Below are 20,850 nucleotides of genomic sequence, written 5' to 3' on the forward strand. Positions count from 1 at the left end.
AGCGCTCACCGTGTTCAGGCTTACATGCGATCCATCGTGTCTGGGTGTGAGCCCGTCCGGCCCTCCTCACCTAAATCCAAGCCTTCAATGATGTGCTTGTCCTTGTCCGTGAGTTTGAAATCGAAAATGTCCGCATTTTCCGCCATCCTCTCTTTCCTGAGGGATTTGGGGAACACGATGTCGCCACGCTCAATAGCCCAACGCAACGCCACCTGCCCAGCTGTCTTCCCGTGCGCCTTCCCAACCTCTGTGAGTACCGGATCGTCGATCACTTTCCCACGTGCCAGAGGCGACCACGCCTCAATCGCAATATCGTGACTTTGGCAGAACTCCCGCACCTCGTTGTTCGGCAAGAAAGGATGTACCTCAATCTGATTAATCGCAGGCTTAACGCTGCCCTCATCCAGAACCTTTTGCAGGTGGTCAACCTGGAAATTCGACACGCCTATCGACTTCGCTCGGCCATCCGCGTGAAACTCCTCAAGAACCTTCCAAGTGCTGACAAAATCCCCGCCATAAAGCGTAGGAAGTGGCCAGTGAATGAGGAACAAGTCCACATAGTCCACCCCCAAGTCCTTCAAAGACTGGTCGAAACTGCGACGAGCATCATCGGGTTCGTGATTGTTATTGTTCAGCTTAGTTGTAAGAAAAAACTCCGAACGCTCAAGCCCTGCGGTCTTCAGCCCCTCACCAACTTCTTTCTCGTTGTGGTACATCTGGGCGGTGTCGAAATGACGGTAACCGAGGCCAGCCCCCTCACGAACCACACGCGCAGCATCCTCAGGCGCAACTTTATACGTACCCAATCCAAGCTGGGGAATCCCATGGCCATCATTCAGCGTAATTGTCGGTACATTCAGTCCAGTCATTGATGCCTCCTTGACAATCTCTAAGTACCCCCTAGTCTATACAGCCCCTAATCCCTATTCAGAAGGGGAAACGGCGGCCAAGCAGTGTCAAAATAACAAGCCGTGCGTAAAGTTAGGGGAACCTCAAATAACGCAAAAACAAGTCAGTTTTAGACGCAAATGCGAAAATGCTTAGAACTCAACTGCGCTAACACAATTCTTTGAGCGCTAACGAGCGTTTTTAAAGAATCTGTGCCCAGCTTCAAGAAATGTCTCGCAATTAATCCTAAATAGCGCTATGGTGCTGTCCATAATATTAGCCACGGTATAACGTTAGGAGGCGGTGAATGCAGCACCAATATGCAAATCTGGGAATTTGCTGAAAACCCGGGTTAATCCACTCAAGTAGGGTGTGATGTGGCTCGCCAATATGGTAACTTAGAGCCAGCGAATGGAAACCTTTTCTCAAAAACGAACGCTCTTGTGGACGGGAAGTGCTGAGAAAAGCAGCTCTGTTCGGCGTCATTGATGTGCAATGTTAGTGATGCTAAAACTCGGAACATAACGTTGCGTAAAATGATCTACTATAAGCAAATAGAAAGAATGTACGAGGCCTATTTGGTAGAAAGAAAGTGATTGCGAATTTGTGAAGTGATCTTTAATATCCGGTAAACATTTGGAAACATCTGGTTACTGGCAAAAGAACTTTTAGGGCAGTTTTGAAAGCCGTATTAGAGAAACTACAGACGCAAGACTGGGAATCTTTCGCTCCACTTCTTCATAACAGGCCGCTAACATTCGATCGGTTCAAATAACACAAGTTGGCCCGTGACTGTAAGGTAAGCCTCTAGGTCACGTGACGTACTAGAATGCAGGAGCTATCAAGTCGACCATGATACAAAAACAGGCGTTTTCGCAAGAGCTGCTACTGCTAACGCTTTGCTACATCTACGCAAATGGCGTTAACTCTGACGAGCTCGCATCATCTTCAAATAAGTTTGACGGAGAAGAGCTCACTAAAGTTCTGAAACGTCTGAGGGTAAACGACGCCGAAGAGATAGCCGGCAAAATCACCGAGCGCGCAAACCGCTCTTACGCGACGATCCAAAACGAAGGCGGAAAACTTTCCGTAACCCGTTACGATGCCGTCCGTCGACTAGTCCTGCGCGACCTGCGGCTACAATCCGCCAAAGGAAAGCAGCTGTGGCCTCCAACGTCGCAGACAATCATCGCCCGGCTAGGCGGGCGATGGTCGCTAGCGCTCGAGCAAGTCGGTTTAGACGCAGGCTCCGACGGAAAACTCGGCCGCGCAAACGTCACATTCTCACCCGAAGACCGCGTCAAGGCCCTTAGAACCTTCATCAATGAATGCGAAGAACAGAACCAGGTAGCCTCCTACGCGGCCTACACCGAGTGGGCCCGAGAATCCGATAACCGGGTCCCATCAGGCGCATCCATGCGCCAAATCTATGGCACGTGGAAACACGCGCTTGAGGTAGCTTACGGAGAAGACGAGTAAAACCACTCCGGGAACGCTAGCGGAACCTTCCCTCATTAGTGTCCCGACCACGCAGAGCGTCAAGCTGGCGACGTTCCCGCTTCGTCGGACGTCCACTACCCGGTAACCTACGCACAGGCATAAAAAACCGCATCGGCTCCGGTCGCGGCTCGGAGTGATCCGCGTAAGCCTGCACCGCCAACGGAGCTCCCACTCGGGTTTTTAGTACCTGAAGAACCTCAAGAACCCGGTCAAATCCCTGAACGCGGTACGTCACGGTATCACCCACCGCAACCTTCTGGCTAGGTTTAGCGGTCTTGCCATTGACTTTAACGTGTCCCGCACGGCACTCGGCAGAGGCCTTAGATCTAGACTTGACCTGGCGCACACTCCACAGCCACGTATCTACTCTCGCGGTATCATCGCTCATAGCGCAATGGTACCCGCGCAATCGTAGCCGTAACCACCGCGAGGGAGAAATATTGTTTCAACTACTTACAGAGCACCCGCTGCTCACGTTCTTTCTGGTTGTCGCACTTGGCGCCACGTTGGGGCAAGTGCGGTTTGGGCCGCTTCGGTTTGGGGCCGCGGGAGCACTTTTTGTAGGTCTCGCACTGTCGGCTGCGCATCCCGCACTCGGGGAAAACATGGCGCTGCTGCAAAGCATGGGACTGGCACTATTCGTCTACACCGTAGGTATTTCAGCTGGGTCCACATTCATGTCACAGCTTCGCCAGCAAACACCACTCATGGTCGCTGCGGCGCTGGCTTCGATATTAGGTGCGGTAGTTGCGGTCTTAGTGGCTCTCAGCCTGAATATGCCATTTGATTTAACTGCAGGGCTCTACACCGGAGCGCTGACCGCCGCGCCCGCGTTAGACACGGCATTACAACTAACTGACACAGCCGCCCCCAGCGCCGGATACGCAGTTGGGTACCCCTTCGGAGTCCTGGTCGGACTCATAGCAGTCAGCATGGTAGCTAGAGCTAAGTGGAAAGGTGAAAAAGACACCCCCTCAATGGCTGGGACTAGGCTGGAAGCGCGTACGGCACACGTTAAACAACAGGTCAACGTCCGTGATGTTAACGCGTGGAAGCAAGGTAGAGTGCGCATGTCATACCTGCGTCGCGCGGACCGCACGCGGGTCGTCGTCCCAGGGGAAGATCTGCTACCTGACGATAAAGTCGTTATTGTAGGCCCGCCTCAAGCAGTGGAAGCTGCAATACGGGAAGTGGGGGAAGAGGCGGCGCAGCACCTGGCTGACGACCGGCGCCATGTTGACTTTGAACGCATCACCGTTTCAAACCCCGACGTTGCCGGTAGGTCCATTGCTCACTTAAATTTGCCCGTGAAATTTGGGGCGGTTATCACGAGGGTACGTAGAGGTGATTTGGAAATACTTGCTACCGATGAGCTCCAACTACAGCCCGGAGACCAGGTTTCAGTGGCGGTACCTAGCGCAGAATTACGGGCCGTGTCCGCTTATCTAGGGGACTCGGAAAAACGAGTTAGTGAGGTGGATGCGCTAGCTTTAGGCCTCGGGCTTGTCTTAGGGATGTTCCTAGGCCTGGTGACATTCCCGATGCCCGGTGGGGGTACTTTCAGTCTGGGGGCCGCTGCGGGGCCGCTAATCGTTGGGATGGTGCTCGGCGGTTTACGCCGCACCGGGGTGCTGGTGTGGTCCATGCCGGAAGCGGCGAATCTGACCATCCGTCAGCTAGGACTACTGTTCTTCTTAGGAGCCCTAGGGCTCGGAGCTGGGTCAGAATTCTGGGGTATCCTCACCAGCCCCTTGGGGTGGCGGGCCGTGCTCCTGGCGGTCGTAACCGTAGCGGCTTCATTGATACTGATCGTATTTGCCGGGTGGTTCCTAAAACTTTCAGCGCCGCGCACCGCCGGAGCGGTAGCAGGGTTCCTTGGCCAGCCCGCCGTGTACCAAGAAGCGAGCGCCAAAGTTTCCGACGAACGCGTTGAAGCTGCGTACGCTGGTTTGTTCGCGTCTTCTATAATCACGAAAATCCTGCTCGTCCCCGCCATGGCGATACCGTTCTAAACAACGCCTCGCACGTCGAAACGATTTCTCGCACGTCTAAACGATTTCTCGCACGTCTAAACGGTTCCCCCCCTCCTTGCCACGGTGCCCGCGGGCAATCGCATTGTCTTCGCGCGAGGGTACCTGGGCGTGGTGGGGGGGGGTACCTGGGCGTGGTGGGGTGTTTTTGGGTGGGGGTACCTAGGGCACTCGGGGTGTTAAGCAACGGGCGCTAGGCAGCTTCCCAGTAGCTACGCAATCCGCGCGACAGGTAGTGAAGATCTGCCAGATGACACATTTCTCTAGCGGAATGCATAGAAAGAATTGGGATCCCAACATCCACAGTCGTTATCCCCAGCCGAGTAGCGGTAATGGGGCCTATGGTGGAGCCGCACGGAATCGCGTTATTAGAAACAAATGCCTGCGAGGGTACCTCGGCACTCGCACACGCACGGTTCCACAAAGCACTCCCCACCGCATCCGTGGCGTAACGCTGATTCGCATTAAGCTTCAGCACAGGGCCTTTACCCAAGATTGGATGCGTTTGAGGATCGTGATACTCCGAGTAGTTGGGATGTACCCCATGTGAAGCATCTGCACTAACACACGAAGAGTGGGCAATCATCTGCTGATAATACTGCGTGGAGTCGTCAAAAAGCGATGCCAACCTCCGCAAAGTACCCTCAAGAATTGGGCCAGCAGCACCCGAACGTGAGGCCGAACCAATCTCCTCATGATCAAAAGCAACAAAAACACAAATGTCTTCGTGCCGTGACATATCCAAATCGAGGAACGCCACCAAAGCAGGGTGAACAGAACTGAGATTGTCCAACCGACCCGAAGCCAAAAACTGCTTATCGTTACCGAACCGCTCAGGTTTCTGAGTCACATACGCAACTAAATCGTGCCCCAAAATCCGTTTTTGAGATCCCAAACCTGCCTGGTCAGCTACATAATCTAAGAAATTCAGATCCGTATCGAGAGTCCATACAGGATGCAGGTGCCGTTGATTGTCTAACTTCAACCCATTGGTGTTAACGCCCCGGTCAAGATGTATCGCCAATTGAGGAATGCGCGCCACCGCATCGGTACGAACCAGAACCTGGGTACCCTCGTCAGAAATAAGCCGGCCGGCAAACCCTAGTTCACGATCAAGCCAAGAGTTAGTAAGCATCCCGCCGTAAACCTCGACGTCAATCTGCCCCCATCCGTCAGCAGTTACAGAAGACCCCGACGGCTTCACCTTAAAAGTGGGGGAATCAGTGTGCGAGCCAACGATTCTGAAGCCCTGAGGTTTCTTGGTTGTATCCGGAATCTTCCATGCTAATACTGCGCCATCGCGGGAAAATAGGTAACTACCCGGTTCGGATGGCCACGATTCAACTTCAGCTACCTCTGTGAAACCACCTTGTTTGAAACGATTAACGAGCGCGTTAGCCGCGTGGTATGAAGATGGCGACTCCTCAACAAATCGCGCAAAATCTGCTGCATTCTTGTCAATAAGGGTTTGATCATTACTCATAACTCCGATCGTACCTTGGCACTACAGCATAAACGGGAAGTTATAGCCATGCGAAGTGATGTGAGTGTGGGAATGCGGGGGAGGGGTAGGTTTCTGAAACCTAGCTTAAGTAGTGCCGAATAGTGTTGGAAGAATCCGCTATCGTAAAAACGGTGCTTGTTACTACAACTCGTGAGGAGGGCGTTAAGGTACATGCACGAGTTGTTTAAAATGCTGGTTTTTGGCATGTCGCAGGTGGATGCCACGATACTGCTGGTCATAGTTGCGGGTATGCATGCGCATGCATCAAATGGAAAGCTACATTTCTTGGCTTGGGGAATGGTCCCAGCCACTGCTTTTGTGATGCTCAGTTTGCGTGCCTTACTCATAGCTGGGCATTTGAACATTTCTGCTGAAAGTGACGAAACCCCAGTCTGGATGGGGTTTTTAGAAGCGGGGGTACTTGCGTTTTTGGTGGTCGCGACGCTTATTTTACTGAGGTACCCGGGCAGAACCATTCGTAAACTCGTACGCGTAAGCAGCGATTTTGAGGGCCAAAGTGGCGGGGGTACCTGGGAGTCGGAGCAGACTCACGCTCAAGGTACCCCCATTCACAGAGGCGCAGAAGTGGGTGAAAGTGGTAACGAAGCAACAAGTGCCAACGCAACCAAAACCTCAGGAATTCTTAAAGACATAGTGGGTAGTGCAGTTACCGCGATTGGACGAGCTGTCACCAATTCAACGTGGGTACCCCCGCTGGCATGCTTGCTGGTCGCGTGCATCCTAGTCTTGGACCCATCCTTCTTAGCCGCCACAGCATCGCTCTCTACGCAGACGATTTTCATGAGTATCCTGGGAGCTCTCGTCTTCGGTGCGTGTGTAAACCTGCCCGCGCTAGTAACCTCAGTGCTGGCGCGAAAAAAGGGATTCAAAGAATCTATGAGCATCATCGCCAGTTTCACTTTGAAGCACGCACGGCTTTCTGGATGGGCGCTGTGCTTAATAACCGCTTTAGCAACCGCATACGTTGCGGCACATTTTTACGCGACGTGGCTCACCGTCTAAGTACCCCCGACGGTATTGCCACCCAACTGCGCGGAGTGTAGGTGCGATAACAAGGACAGCACCTGCAGGTACCCTCCTTGTTACCGCGTCATTGCGCGGCCCACTGTTATTAGGTTATGTGCCGCTGATGTGCGGTTATGTGAAAGAGAACTGACGGGGCTGCGAGAGGTTTGCCGAGTTGCTATGCGCCATACCGGTAAACGTTGGTTTCGCGCAACTCAAATCCGCACCGTTTGTAAAGCCGGTTAGCGGCTTCACGGGTAGGGCGTGACGTCAGGTCGATCGTCCGGCACTGGCTTTCTTCCGCTTCCTTAATCGCCGCTTCGACCAGCCTCTGGCCTGCGCCTTTGCCGCGCGTGGAATCTAAGACAACTACATCTTCGATCCAGGCTCGCCTACCGGTGGGAATGTCGAATATTACGAGAGTTAGCATCCCCTCAATATTTCCAGTGTCGGGTGAGCGGTAGACAAGAAAATGGACGCACTCTTGATCTAGTAAACGCTTGAGTCCGTCCGCTTCCAGTGGTTTTGATGAGCGTGAAAGCTGGGGGATCAAACGATCCATCGCTTGTTTCAGCTCGTCGGTCGGTGTTTTGATTCGCTCAATGGGCATAGGTACCCCCTTAATGGACGACTAATTCCACCTCAGTGTACGCGTTAAGCAGTTAATAGTGTGCGAATAAACCTGTTCGCAACCCAAATTATGTGGTTTTCAAGGAAAAACACTTGGGGGATGCCGGTTTGTTTCTAGCGTTGGTTCGCAGGGGGGGTACCGCAATCACCTTTGTTCGCTAAGTACCCTCATGCTACTTTTTCGCAAAACGGTAGGCTTAAGCCATGAGATACCGTTCTACCCGTGGTAAGCCCCAGGACCCTTCTTTGTCGTTTACGGAAATACTGTTGGCTGGTCTTGCGCCCGACGGCGGCCTTTACATGCCGGAGCACTACCCGCATCTGTCAGAAGAAGACCTTCTTGCGTTGAAAACGGTTTTTGAACGCAGGGGGTACCCGGGTCTGGCTTGCGCCGTAATGTCGTTGTACATCGACGATATTCCGCGTGAGGCACTGCAGCGTCTATGCCTAAGAGCGTACTCGGAAGCGAAGTTTTCGACGGCAAAAGTGGCTCCGGTGTCGAAAATTGATGAGGGTACCTGGATGCTCCACCTGTCGAATGGGCCAACTGCGGCGTTCAAAGATATGGCAATGCAGATGCTGGGCCAGTTGTTCGAGTACGTGCTGGCAGCAAACGAGACTGAACTAAATATCCTTGGTGCTACCTCGGGTGACACGGGGTCTTCAGCTGAATACGCCATGCTTGGGAAGAAAAATATCCGGGTTTTTATGCTCACCCCTGCTGGGAGGATGACGCCTTTTCAACAAGCGCAAATGTTTGGGATCGATGATCCGAGAATCATAAATGTGGCTTTAGATGGTGTTTTTGATGATTGTCAGGATGTAGTTAAAGCGGTATCGGCGGATGCGCGGTTCAAACGCAGATACTCGATTGGCGCTGTGAATTCGATTAACTGGGCTCGGCTTCTCGCACAAGTGGTTTACTACGTTGCTGCGTGGATTCAGGTTAGTGGCGATCCCGGACAGCGGGTTTCTTTTTCCGTCCCCACAGGCAATTTTGGTGACGTTTGCGCTGGTCACGTGGCACGAAGCATGGGGGTGCCTATTGAAAAACTCGTGGTGGCAACTAACGAAAACGATGTGTTGGATGAGTTTTTCCGCACTGGAGTGTACAGGGTACGTTCATCCGCGGAGACTTTAGAGACGTCTAGTCCCTCAATGGACATTTCCAAGGCGTCGAACTTTGAGCGTTTCGTGTTCGATCTGCTTGGGTGCGATACTGGCCGGGTTCGGGAACTGTTTGGAAGCCAGTTGAACACTAGGGGGTACTTCGATTTGTCTGCCCACGAGGCTGTGGAGCGTGCGCGGGAGGAGTTTGGTTTCGACTCGGGTTCCTCCACGCATGCTGATCGGCTGAGGGGGATCGCGGAGGTGCATCGCCAGCATGGGGTACTTATGGACCCTCACACGGCGGACGCTTGGAACGTCAGCAGGAAGCACCTCGGTGAGGAACCAATGATTGTGCTAGAAACCGCCTTACCCGTGAAGTTCGCGGACACCATTGAGCAAGCACTTGGTTTTACCCCCAAGGTACCCCCTCGGTTTGCCGGTATTGAAAAAGCGCCGCGACACGTGACTCACCTGCCGAAAAGTGTTGATTCTGTGAAGAATCTGATTCGGAAGACAGTCGACGGGTAGCGGCGCCCCTAAACGGTCACTTCGCTCGCCTTCCGGGCGCGTAGCGGTTACTTCGCTAGCTTGCCGGCAACCTTAAGAACTCGTTTGGTCATGTGCTTGAGAGCAGCCTTCGTGGACTCTGGCAGCTCTTTGTCGTTGTTGATTCCGGTAACGTGCCCCACGCCGTACGGGTTTCCGTCGGTGAACTTGAGCGGATCCGTGTACCCTGGTGTCACAATGTAGCCTCCCATGTGAATAATGGTTTGGTACATTTTCATCAGGGTGGTTTCTTGGCCTCCGTGCAGCGTGTTCGATGAGGTGAATGCTGCGTACACCTTGTCCGCCAGCTTTCCCTCTGCCCACAAGCCGCCGAGCGTATCCAAGAAAGATTGGAACTGGCCGGTCACGTTTGAGAACCGGGTGGGGGAGCCGAAGATTACCGCGTCTGCCCACTCTATGTCCTCTCCGGTTGCGGGTGGCAGATCCTTGGTGGCGTTGTAGTTCGCCGTCCACGCTGGGTTGTTGGCAAACACCTCGGGGTCCACTGTTTCTTTAATGTGCCGCACGCGCACGTCCGCACCGGCTTCTTTCGCGGCTTCTTCCACGATTTTCGCCATTTTGGTGCCATGTCCTGTTGCTGAGTAGTAAATAACTGCAAGTTTCGTCATTTTGAATGCCTTTCGTTGGTTCGCTTTTTAGCGGTCTGTTTTCGTCGATTGCTTTAACGATTGCACGCAAGTTTTCGGTTTGCAACAGGGCCCGGGGCGCTAATTCTCACTAACAACTTGGGAATAAAACTCGCCTTTTGGTGCGCTAGTTCGCCTGTTTCTCACTTGAGGGTACCTTCACCGTTTGGAAGTGAGCTAATGCACATGAGGTTCGCGGTGGGTTTGGAATATAAATGAAGGTCCTAACGTTGAGTTAAGTAGACTCAAGTTTGAGGCATTCGAGTTGACACGTGAATGCGTGAAAGTAAACTTGAGTGCAAGAGACTCAATATGGATTTTTAAGGAGGCCACAATGGCACGTGCAGTAGGTATTGACCTTGGCACTACAAACTCGGCTATCGCCACGCTCGAAGGCGGCGAGCCCACTATTATCGCTAACGCGGAAGGTGCGCGCACTACCCCTTCCGTAGTTGCGTTCTCCAAAAATGGAGAGGTCCTGGTAGGTGAAATCGCAAAACGCCAGGCAGTGACCAACGTTGATCGCACAATCATGTCGGTCAAGCGTCACATGGGCAGCGACTGGGACGTAGCTGTTGATGACAAGAAATACACGGCGCAGGAAATCTCCGCTCGGATCCTCGGGAAACTGAAACGAGACGCGGAAGAGTACCTTGGTGAATCCGTAACCGACGCCGTCATCACCGTTCCTGCATACTTCAACGACGCGCAGCGTCAGGCAACCAAAGATGCGGGTAAGATCGCGGGTTTGAACGTGTCGCGGATTGTTAACGAACCAACGGCAGCGGCTTTGGCGTACGGCTTAGCTAAAGGTAAAGAAGATGAACTCATCCTAGTGTTCGACTTGGGTGGGGGTACCTTCGACGTTTCACTGCTGGAAATCGGTAAAGATTCAGACGACGGAGACACGTTCTCTACCATCGAGGTGCGCGCCACCTCAGGTGACAACCACCTTGGCGGTGACGACTGGGATAACGCGATCGTCAAATGGCTGGTTGAGCAGGTGAAGACGAAGACGGGCAATGACCTGTCGAAGGACCCGGTTGCTATGCAGCGTCTGCGTGATGCTGCTGAGCAGGCGAAGAAGGAACTGTCGTCATCCACGGCAACGAACATTTCCCTGCAGTACCTAACTATGGTTGATGGGGTACCTGTTCACTTGGACGAAACGCTAACGCGCGCACACTTCGAAGATATGACTTCCGACTTGTTGGAACGTACGAAAGCTCCGTTTGAGGCAGTAATCCGAGACGCCGGTGTTGATATTAAAGACATCGACCACGTGATTCTCGTCGGTGGTTCAACGCGTATGCCCGCCGTGGGTGAAGTTGTTAAGAAACTGACCGGTGGTAAGGAACCCTCGAAGTCAGTGAACCCGGACGAAGTCGTTGCCATGGGCGCCGCGCTGCAGGCCGGTGTAATGCAGGGCGATCGTAAAGACGTTCTGCTAATCGACGTGACCCCCCTGTCCCTCGGGATTGAAACCAAGGGTGGGTTCATGACGAAACTAATCGACCGCAACACGGCGATCCCCACGAAGTCCACGGAAGTGTTCTCCACAGCCGAAGACAACCAGCCATCCGTGCTGATCCAGGTTTTCCAAGGGGAACGCGAGTTCGCGCGCGACAACAAACCACTGGGAACGTTTGAACTCACCGGAATTGCTCCCGCACCGCGCGGCGTCCCTCAGATTGAAGTGACGTTCGATATCGACGCAAACGGTATCGTCCACGTTTCTGCGAAGGACCGCGGTACGGGTAAGGAACAATCGATGACCATCACGGGTGGTTCGGCACTACCTAAAGATGAGATCGACCGGATGGTGAAAGAAGCTGAAGCGCACGCGGAGGAAGATAAGAAACGTCGTGAAGACGCGGAGGTTCGCAACACTGCGGAGCAGACCGTGTACTCGATGGAGAAAATCCTGAAAGACGAGTCGGAGAAGATCTCGGACGAAACGGCTAACACCGTTCGTGCGGATGTGGATGCCCTTAAGAAAGCCCTTGAGGGGGACGACTCGGACGCGGTCAAAACTGCTTTGGACAAACTGAACGAATCCAGTATGAAGATTGGTCAGGAAGTTTACGCAGCCAGCCAGCAAGAAGAGGCAGCAGGTGCTTCTGAGGCGGGTGAGCAGCCGAAGCAGGAATCCAACTCGGGTGACGATGACGACGTCATAGATGCTGAAATCGTTGATGAAGAGGAAGATAAGTGAGTAACGAAGAACTGAATCATGACCCTGAAAACCAGGATCGTGAGGAGGTTACGCGTGATCAGGGCGTGAACCCCGAATCCGCGCAAACCGATGGTGAGGTGGGGGGTACCTCGGAGGAATCCCCCCGCCCCACCCCTTCGGAACCCGCAGGTACCCCCGCGGGGGATAACCCGGAAACCGGTGCACAACCTCAAGAAGAAACTGATGGCACCGAGGAAACCTTGGACCCGGAGGACATCTCACACCTGGAAGAACAGCTCGCCGACGTTGACACGAGTGCGGACGCGAACGAATTAGACGCAGCTCGCGAACAGATGGCTCAGCTCGGTGACGATCTCGCTCGTGCCCGCGCGGACCATTACAACCTGCAGCAGCAGCACAATAACTACGTGCGGCGGTCTAAGCAGGACATTTCGGACGCGCGCAAACTCGGGCATGGGGAAGTGGTGGAAGCATTGATGCCGGTACTTGACGACATTGATGCAGCCCGAACTGCCGGTGCTCTGGAGGAAGGTACCCCCTTCACCGCGATCGTCACGAAGCTGGAAACTACGCTGCAAAACCGCTACGAACTAACGCGGTTCGGGGAGGAAGGGGAAGAATTCGACCCCGCCCACCATGAAGCAGTCATGGCTGTGCCAACTGAAGGTGTGGAACACCCAACGATTCAGCAAGTCGTGCAGAAAGGCTACCGAGTGGGCGAGCGCGTGCTCCGACCAGCAAAAGTAATCGTGGCGAACCCTCAATAAATGACTGAAAAATACGTTGAAGGGAGGTGAGGGAACATGGCTGGTCACGATTGGATGGACAAAGATTTCTACAAAGTGTTAGGCGTTAAGAAAGACGCGAGCGCAAGTGAAATTAAGAAAGCATACCGTTCTCTCGCGCGTAAACTTCACCCAGATAAGAACCCGGGCGACAAAAAAGCGGAAAGCCGGTTCAAAGAGGTCGGTGAGGCCTACAACGTTCTGTCAGACCCTGAACAGCGGAAACAATATGATGCGATCAGAGCCATGGCGGGCGGAGGGGCGAGATTCTCCGCGGGCCCTGGAGGGGCCGGCGCCGGTTTCGAAGACGTATTCGGATCCATGTTCGGAGGCTCCGGAAACGGGCATCGAGTACGGTTTTCCACTTCAGGCGGCGCCGGCGGCGGCTTAGACGACATCTTATCCGGGATTTTCAACGGTGGCGGCGGCGCCGGTAGGGGCGGGTTCGGTGGTTTTGGTCAACACGCTTACCAGGACTACCAATCTCCCTCAAAGGGCGCTGACCTAGCCGCATCCACGACGATTTCCCTGCGACAAGCCGTGCAAGGGGCGACGTTGAAAATGACCGTTGAGGGACGTTCCCTGACGGTGCGGGTACCTGCTGGGGTGAATGATGGGCAGAAAATCCGGATCCGTGGGAAAGGCCGTCCCGGCGTTAACGGAGGAGCTTCCGGTGACTTGGTTGTCGCAATCGGAGTTCGGAAAGATCCCGTGTTTTCCCTTAGTGGCAAGAACCTGCACATGAAATTGCCGGTTTCTTACCCTGAGGCAGTGCTCGGCTCTAAAGTCGAGGTGCCACTACTGGATGGTTCCACCGTAACCGTGAAAGTACCCCCGGGTACCTCGGGAGGCACCCACCTGCGGGTACGTCGACGCGGTGTGGATGACGGTAAACGGCGCGGTGACCTCATTATTGAGGTGGAAATAGCTGTCCCCAGCGTAACCTCGAAGGCATTCAAGGACTCCGTGCGTAAACTCTCCGAAGCGACACAAGGGTGGGATCCACGCGCGGACCTTAACGCCCACGTGTGGCAAAGCTAAGTAGGCCTAGGCGAAACGCGGGTTCGCTGGCGGACGTGAACCACTTGGGGGTACTTTGGTTGCATCAGTTCCCGATGATCAAGGTACCCCCTCGTATTTAACAGCGAAGGTGTTTAACGGTGACGCATCGGTGTGTTGTAAATCGGGCCTCTGTGTGCATTGATAAGCGCTCGCGGGTGGAACGATAAATTGGCGGAAAGGAGGAGGGAAATGGCAGTAACAACGTTTGTTATTTCTGTTGCGGCAGAACTAGCTGGAATGCATCCACAAACCTTGCGCCAATACGACCGGTTAGGACTCGTGACCCCGGCAAGAACCAAGGGGCGAGGACGCAGGTACACATACCAGGATGTTGAGAAACTCCGTGAAATACAACGCCTATCCCAAGAAGACGGCGTGAATCTTGAGGGCGTGCGCCAGATTCTGCAGTTGCGTGAAGAGCTGCTCGAAACTCAAGAGAAACTGCAACGCTTGCAGACAGTAGCGGAAAACGTGCGCAATAAGCTGTCCGCTTTTGAGGCTAGGCGCGATCGCGTGTTTACGGCGTCACCGCGCGGCGACGTTTTTCAGAGTCGGCGTGGCAAACGGCCACGAGCACAGGCAGGTGCCTTAGTACCCGCAACCGGGGCTCTGGTGCACGTGCCGAAACGAGGGTACAAAGCACTTATACGGTTCAACGACGAACGGCTACCGTGACGAAGTGTATGACGGTAGTTATCCAACGTGTGATCTACCGCAGGCTTGCTGTAGTAATGCACGTACCCCCATTTTTCTGACAGACTTTGGTGATCTGCCTCCCACACTGTTTTGAACAGCTGTCCCACAGGTACCCCCATCGATTTCGATGACTCTAATATCCACGCGGTACCTTCGACGATCAGAAGGTGCATCAGGTGGGGTACTTGGAACGTTTTACTACTTGGCTGCTACGGTGCGGTTGTGAAGTAGCGTTCGCGGATAGCCGCTGCATGAGGTTAAGGTAAAGACTGGGTAAGAAATACAGCAGGATTTCATATGGGTAGTTCTAAGACACAGATCAACTGATGCAGACACCCACCAAAGAACCAATAGGTGAGAGACCGTGAATGGTTCGCGGCGAACATGCGCCGATGAACGCAACCAAACCGGAAGGAAGAACAATTTCACCGAGCAGCTCAGCTACCAGAGCCGAAAATAAGGATATACAAGCGCGCGCGGACAGAGCGTTTCTCGGCCATCCACGCGGCTTAGCGACACTTTTCAACCTAGAACTGTGGGAGCGTTTCTCCTACCTAGGGTTTCAAGCAATTTTGGCGCTCTACTTTGCGTCCGCAATAGCTCAGGGTGGATTGGGATATGAGGAATCCACGGCCTCATCAATCGTCGCCGCCTACGGGGCGCTGGTGTATTTACTATCAATCGCAGGCGCCTGGATAGCAGACCGAGTTTCCGGTACCCATCATGCCGTTTTGTGGGGAGGGATAATCATCGCAGCGGGACACATCGCGATGGGGGTACCTACAGAAGTTTTCACCTGGGTGGGGCTGGCTTTAATAATCGTTGGAACAGGCCTGCTTAAACCGAACGTGTCAACAATGGTGGGGGAGCTTTACGAGAAAGGTGATCAACGCCGAGATGCGGGGTTCTCCATCTACTACTCCGGTATAAACATCGGAGCTTTCTTAGGACCACTCATTGCCGGTTGGTTGGGCCAAACCTACAACTGGCACTACGGATTTGCTGCTGCCGCAGTAGGAATGATCGCAGGCGTAATCCAGTTCATCGCAGGAGGTAAGTACTTAGCGGGGCGCGAAAAGGGAGAAGAAATCCGCGCTGCCTTCAGAGCGGATAAACACTTCTTTACTACTGTCGGGTTGGTGGCCGCAGCGGTGGTAGTAGCCGTGGTTTTCGCAGTATCCTCACGCGATTCCTTAGGTACCCTCGTGAACCTAGTGACTATTGTGACGCTACTCGTGCCGTTCTTTTACCTAGTGATGATGAGCCGATCTTCTCAAGTCACCCAAGCGGAGAAAAAGAACTTGTTTCCTTATTCTTTGCTGCTCGTGGCTCTCGTCATGTATAACCTCACGTACTTCCAAACGGGTAACACGCTGAACTTCCTTGCCTTAGATAAAACTAATAATTCAATCGGTAGCTTCACGTACCCCTCAACCTGGTACATATCTTTAACCGCGATAGTTGAAATCGTCATGGGGCCGGTGCTCGCGTGGCTTTGGGTAAAACTCGGTAAGAGGCAACCGCATGTATCTGCAAAAGTGGGCATCGGGGCGATGCTCGGTGGCCTGGCATTTCTAACCGTTGCACTTGGAGTAACGCTAACGCCGCATGGTGGTCTACTTTCCGCTGGTTGGATGATCTTGTGTTACGTGTGCTTGGGCTTGGGAGATCTGATCTTGCAAACATCTGGCATGTCGGCCACAACAAAACTGGCTCCAAGGGCGTTCGCGTCCCAAACCATGGCACTTTGGTTTGCCGCAATGGCGCTATCTCAGGGCATTCAAGCACAGATTGTGAAGTATTTTGACCTTGCCAACGCGGGAGGGTACTTCGGGATCCAAGGGTTCATTATCGCTGGTTACGGGGTTTTTCTAGTGGTTTTAACCCCTTGGATGAACAAGCAAATGAATATCGTAGGTTAGGAGTGTAGGTGCGAATACAAACAAAGTTCCCCTATGAGGTGAAAGTTAACGAAGGCTGGGTACCCCTCAGTGACGGAACCCAGCTTTGGATGAAAGCTTGGATGCCGGTAACAACAGAAAAAGTGCCGGTAATCCTGGAGTACTTGCCTTACCGGGCGGGGGATTGGACAGCTCCTCGTGATCATGAGCGTCATCCTTACTATGCGGGCCACGGTTACGCTTCTGTGCGCGTAGACATTCGGGGTCATGGTAATTCTGAGGGGGTACCTGGGGATGAATACTCTGAACAAGAACACGCTGACGGAGTGGAAGTAATCAACTGGCTCGCAGCTCAACCGTGGTCGACAGGCAAAGTCGGTATGTTTGGGATCAGCTGGGGAGGTTTCAACTCGTTACAACTAGCTGCTTTACGCCCCGAACCATTGAAAGCCATTGTCACCACGTGTTCAACCGATGATCGCTACGACAACGATGTGCACTACTTCGGTGGTTCCATGCTGGCAGTCGACATGCATGCTTGGGCTGCGACAATGCTTGCGTTTGAGTCTCGCCCGCCCGACAAACGGGTGTGGGGCGATAAATGGCGAGACCAGTGGTTGTACCGTTTGGAGCGGATGGACCCGTATTTGAATACTTGGATGAAACATCAGGTTCGCGATGAGTACTGGAAGCACGGGTCAGTGTGCGAGGATTACTCGCAAATAAATGCGGCGGTTATGGCGGTTGGTGGCTGGAACGACCCCTACCGGGACACAGTGCTGCGTTTAGTTAAGAACCTTTCAAGCTTAGGGAAAAATGTGAGGGGCATCTTGGGCCCGTGGGCCCATCAGTACCCCGATCGAGACCTCAAACCTGGTCCACACATAGATTTTCTGGGTGAAACACTGCGTTGGTGGGATAAGTGGCTTAAGGATGAGGAGACCGGGGTTATGAATGATCCCTTGCTCCGAACGTGGATTACAGATCCGATCCCACCCTCGTCGGTTTATGAGGAGTTACCGGGCAGGTGGGTTGCGGAAGAATCATGGCCGTCACCGAATATCACTCCTACGACGTGGAAGTTAACTGACGCTAAAGGTTACAGCGTTGAAAACGAGAGGTGCTGTGGGGAAGCAGGGGAATGCATTGAGGAAGACTCTGCGGCGGTACCTAATGATTCTTGGGGCGTGTTGAGCGTGAATTCCCCGCAGGATACCGGGCAGAATGCTGGGCGGTACTTTCCTTTCGGAAATGATGCTGATCTGCCTACTGATCAGCGTGCCGATGATGGGAGGAGCGTTACTTTTGATTTCCCCGTTGAGCAGCCGCTGGAGATTTTGGGGAACGCGGAGCTTAAGCTACGCATCCAATCAGGTACCCCCAAAGGTCAGGTGTACGTTCGACTGGTGGATGTAGCCCCTGATGGGGCAGCGACGCTGGTGACGCGTGGGAACCTGAACTTTTCTGCGCGCGAGGGGCGGGATAAACGAGTCCTCATGCCTGCCGGAGAGTGGGCTGACGTGCACCTACAGTTGACAGGCGCTGGTTATCATTTCGCACAAGGCCACCGGGTACGTGTGTCGATTTCTTCTGCGTATTGGCCTTGGATCTGGCCTCAACCTGGTGGTGAGGGGTTCAAACTCGATGTTGGAGCCTGTGAGATTACGCTGCCGGTGAGGTGGATTGCGTCAGAGGGGGTACCTGCGCGGCAGTTAGATGAGTCTGTAACGTTTGGTGAACCCGTGCAGCCTCCCGGGTTGCCCGTCAAGTACCCTCAGGAGGGAAAGGCTGGATCCAGGCGGCCTGAACGACTAACTACGACTGACGTGGTTGCTCAGGAAACAATGCTGCAGGTGGACCCGGCGTACGGAGGTACCCGCGTGTATCCTGATGGGCTTCACTTTGATGAAGACTCTGTTGAACGCTACTGGATAAAGTGGGACGATCCAACGTCCGCGCGAACAGAATCTATTTGGCGAGTGGGGCTCTCGCGGCCCGACATGGATTGGGACGCGCGTTTGGAAGCTGACACGTGGATTTCTTGCGATGAGGAAAATTTCTACACCAAATCTAGTGTCACTTGCTACGAAGGTGCAGAAGAGATTTTCGCTAGGACTTGGGAAGAAACTATACCTAGGTACGCCTCGTGATCAGGCCCTAGCGTGCCCAACCGGTGTCGGCAAGGTATCGCTTCGGGTTGGCGCCAGGAACGCCTCGTTTTGCAACACTCGAAACGTGCCTTCCCGACCAAAGCCAGAGACGAACTGCTACCGGTGGATGACAAAACTCCCGGTCAGGCAGCGGAAAAGTAGACCGGACCAGGTTACTCGATGGCACGAGGAGGTCGGAGTGCTCGTCGGGGAAACCACGACCTGACGAGCTGAATAAAGCTATCGCTCAGTACCTCGTGCCATCCGGACCGGTACAGATACGGGTATTTTGCCGTCATCTGTTCCTCACGCGCATTTTGCTGGGTAATCTTCCGCTGAGGATCGTGTCGGTACTTGCTTTTACCATCTACCTCCAGAACGGTTTTCTGGCGGTCCCAAGCGAAGTCTGCGTAATATGTCTGCCCATTTGCACGTACGAAACGCTGCTGCCTTGGTTTTGGAACACCAGCTTCGCGAAGACGCAAACGCGTAATCGTTTCGAGTGGTGATTCAGACCTCGCTGACAGCAAGTGAATACGGGATAGAATGCGTTTCTTATCTACATTATGAGGGAGGTTCTGCGCAACTCTGAAGAGTGAGTTGCGAAGCCTTTCTATTGTGCTGTCCAGCAGTGTGCGAGGATCCCCATATTTCCTAAGCAGGAAGCGGAAAATGGAGTCACCCGTGACGAGTGCACTGTATACGTTCGGGGTTTGCAGAACCTCAAAAAGAAGGAATTTCGGAGTTATTATCCGCACGCCTTTGACCTGTGAGTATGCCTCACGGGGAAGACGGTGGCGCCGCCGATGTACGGAGCACCCCTTGAAATATCGGCAGTGTGACCCCGCTGTAGTGCTGCGGCGGTGGTGCTTACAAGTCACTAGAAACTCTATGTCTGTGCGTGCAGTCAACACCGAAAACCCATACCAAAGAGCCGCAGTTACCCCCGTGAGGTAGGTGTCCGGAGCTGATCTGGATTGACTTTCTAGCGCGCGAACCAGGTGGATTCGTTTCTCAATATCCCAAAGTGGGAAGCGGTCGGATGATTCGATCGCTCTATTTCGCGAGATCGGCGTAATGTTGGGCTGCTGTCTTTTGTAACTATGACGACTCGCACAGTATGGCACCGTGGGGATGAGCCAGGAACTATCGATTTTCGGAAGAATGTTCAGCATGCCTAGATTCTCTACGTGACACGCAGTGGGAATCCAAGGTGGAACGCGTGGTTGTGGATAACTTTGCCTGTGTGCACAGCGAGTAAACACCTCCTATAGCCAGCGTTAATGCGAATTCCACCAAGGTACCCCCACCGATCGGCTGAAAATGGGTGGTGCGCGTTCAGAAAGAATGAGTTTAAACTTGTGTACGTAGCTTGTCTATTACTTCTTAAGGAGAGAATGTGACGACGCCTTCGGACGCCCAGAACAGTGGACAGCCCAGGTATGGCCGCCGTGCTGCAGATGAACCGGGTTTTATGCCTCCAAGCCGACGCCCAGAAAATGACGAGCCCCTCGGGGAGAACAATTACGGTGCCTCGCAAGAGTGGGGTACTTACGAACAGCAGCCTCAGAGCGGGCAGGGGTGGGGCCAGAATCCCGGAGCGCCAAATGGTAGCTTCACTCCAAACGCTCCCCAGCCTCTGCCTAGTAGGGGGATGGCGATCACGCTTACTGTAGTTGGTGCAGTTTTGATGTTGCTGGTTGCACCGATCGTGGGGCTTGTAGGTGCAGGAGTTTCAATCGTTTCTAATAGTGCGGGCATGTCGCGCTCGGACGTGCAGAACGGCTCGACTGTAGAGCCGGGAAGTCTAGGTACCTTTGCCTTGTCCGTAACGCCTGCGTCCGATGAAACCACGTGCATGCTGGTTAATGACCGCACTGAGTATGAACTCGAGAAAACTGTATCTTCAGAGACTGGCGAGAACGCAGCATTTTTCTCCGGATCTGACTTGTCGGGTAAGTACACTTTGAAATGCGATGGGGTGCCCGATGATGCGAAGCTTCGAGAGATGTCCGTAAATGACGTGTTCAAAGGCCTTGGGACGGTGAGCATCATCTTTGTGGTGCTTGAGATTATTGGCTTGGTGGTATTGATTTGGGGCATCGTGAAACTTGTTAAAGTGAACCGGCGGCGCAGAGAAATCATGATTCAGTCGTCTCGCGGTTGGTAATAATGCCC

General features: G+C 53.6%; 16 protein-coding genes. 11 read left to right on the forward strand and 5 right to left on the reverse strand.

Going from position 1 to position 20,850, the window contains the following annotated elements; all coding sequences use genetic code 11:
• Positions 1-20: 20 nt before the first annotated feature.
• Positions 21-869, reverse strand: a complete 849-nt coding sequence (locus QS713_RS02805) for an aldo/keto reductase (RefSeq protein WP_313272267.1) — start codon at positions 867-869, stop codon at positions 21-23.
• Between the two features lie 871 nt (positions 870-1,740).
• Here QS713_RS02805 and QS713_RS02810 point away from each other — a divergent pair.
• Positions 1,741-2,367, forward strand: a complete 627-nt coding sequence (locus QS713_RS02810) for a hypothetical protein (RefSeq protein ID WP_313272268.1) — start codon at positions 1,741-1,743, stop codon at positions 2,365-2,367.
• A 16-nt stretch (positions 2,368-2,383) separates the two neighbouring features.
• Here QS713_RS02810 and QS713_RS02815 read toward each other — a convergent pair whose 3' ends face one another.
• Positions 2,384-2,776, reverse strand: coding sequence for an Hsp15 family ribosome-associated heat shock protein (locus tag QS713_RS02815; RefSeq protein ID WP_313272270.1), 393 nt, complete (start codon positions 2,774-2,776; stop codon positions 2,384-2,386).
• A gap of 52 nt (positions 2,777-2,828) precedes the next feature.
• Between QS713_RS02815 and QS713_RS02820 the strand changes: the two genes are divergently transcribed.
• On the forward strand, positions 2,829-4,400 hold the full coding sequence (locus tag QS713_RS02820; RefSeq protein ID WP_313272271.1) for an aspartate:alanine exchanger family transporter: 1,572 nt from the start codon (positions 2,829-2,831) through the stop codon (positions 4,398-4,400).
• A gap of 211 nt (positions 4,401-4,611) precedes the next feature.
• Here QS713_RS02820 and QS713_RS02825 read toward each other — a convergent pair whose 3' ends face one another.
• Positions 4,612-5,901, reverse strand: a complete 1,290-nt coding sequence (locus QS713_RS02825) for a M18 family aminopeptidase (RefSeq protein WP_313272273.1) — start codon at positions 5,899-5,901, stop codon at positions 4,612-4,614.
• Positions 5,902-6,093: 192 nt separating this feature from the next.
• Here QS713_RS02825 and QS713_RS02830 point away from each other — a divergent pair, with 192 nt between their 5' ends.
• Complete coding sequence (locus tag QS713_RS02830) at positions 6,094-6,945, forward strand: hypothetical protein (protein ID WP_313272274.1); 852 nt, start codon at positions 6,094-6,096, stop codon at positions 6,943-6,945.
• Positions 6,946-7,126: 181 nt separating this feature from the next.
• Here QS713_RS02830 and QS713_RS02835 read toward each other — a convergent pair whose 3' ends face one another.
• Positions 7,127-7,558: a GNAT family N-acetyltransferase gene (locus QS713_RS02835; RefSeq protein ID WP_313272276.1), complete on the reverse strand. Its 432-nt coding sequence runs from the start codon at positions 7,556-7,558 to the stop codon at positions 7,127-7,129.
• Between the two features lie 224 nt (positions 7,559-7,782).
• Between QS713_RS02835 and thrC the strand changes: the two genes are divergently transcribed.
• Positions 7,783-9,216: a threonine synthase gene (thrC, locus tag QS713_RS02840; protein WP_313272278.1), complete on the forward strand. Its 1,434-nt coding sequence runs from the start codon at positions 7,783-7,785 to the stop codon at positions 9,214-9,216.
• Between the two features lie 47 nt (positions 9,217-9,263).
• Here the strand turns inward: thrC and wrbA are convergent, their stop codons facing one another.
• Positions 9,264-9,863, reverse strand: coding sequence for an NAD(P)H:quinone oxidoreductase (gene wrbA, locus QS713_RS02845; protein ID WP_313272280.1), 600 nt, complete (start codon positions 9,861-9,863; stop codon positions 9,264-9,266).
• 352 nt (positions 9,864-10,215) lie between these two features.
• On the opposite strand from wrbA, the gene dnaK reads away from it, so the two are divergent.
• From dnaK to QS713_RS02880, 7 genes are all read left to right on the forward strand, one after another.
• Complete coding sequence (dnaK, locus tag QS713_RS02850) at positions 10,216-12,096, forward strand: molecular chaperone DnaK (protein WP_313272282.1); 1,881 nt, start codon at positions 10,216-10,218, stop codon at positions 12,094-12,096.
• A complete protein-coding gene (locus tag QS713_RS02855; protein ID WP_313272283.1) occupies positions 12,093-12,845 on the forward strand; it encodes a nucleotide exchange factor GrpE in 753 nt (250 codons plus the stop codon). The genes dnaK and QS713_RS02855 overlap by 4 nt, the downstream gene beginning before the upstream one ends.
• A 36-nt stretch (positions 12,846-12,881) precedes the next feature.
• Positions 12,882-13,904: a DnaJ C-terminal domain-containing protein gene (locus tag QS713_RS02860; RefSeq protein ID WP_313272284.1), complete on the forward strand. Its 1,023-nt coding sequence runs from the start codon at positions 12,882-12,884 to the stop codon at positions 13,902-13,904.
• Between the two features lie 210 nt (positions 13,905-14,114).
• Positions 14,115-14,600 (forward strand): heat shock protein transcriptional repressor HspR, encoded by a 486-nt coding sequence (locus QS713_RS02865; RefSeq protein WP_313272286.1) that lies wholly within the window; start codon positions 14,115-14,117, stop codon positions 14,598-14,600.
• 413 nt (positions 14,601-15,013) lie between these two features.
• Positions 15,014-16,543, forward strand: a complete 1,530-nt coding sequence (locus QS713_RS02870) for a peptide MFS transporter (protein WP_313273724.1) — start codon at positions 15,014-15,016, stop codon at positions 16,541-16,543.
• Positions 16,544-16,551: 8 nt separating this feature from the next.
• Complete coding sequence (locus tag QS713_RS02875; RefSeq protein ID WP_313272287.1) at positions 16,552-18,672, forward strand: CocE/NonD family hydrolase; 2,121 nt, start codon at positions 16,552-16,554, stop codon at positions 18,670-18,672.
• 1,399 nt (positions 18,673-20,071) lie between these two features.
• On the forward strand, positions 20,072-20,842 hold the full coding sequence (locus QS713_RS02880; protein ID WP_313272288.1) for a hypothetical protein: 771 nt from the start codon (positions 20,072-20,074) through the stop codon (positions 20,840-20,842).
• Positions 20,843-20,850 lie beyond the last annotated feature (8 nt).

Origin of the sequence: Gleimia hominis (assembly GCF_032085515.1) — a bacterium.
In the GTDB taxonomy this organism is placed as follows: domain Bacteria; phylum Actinomycetota; class Actinomycetes; order Actinomycetales; family Actinomycetaceae; genus Gleimia; species Gleimia hominis.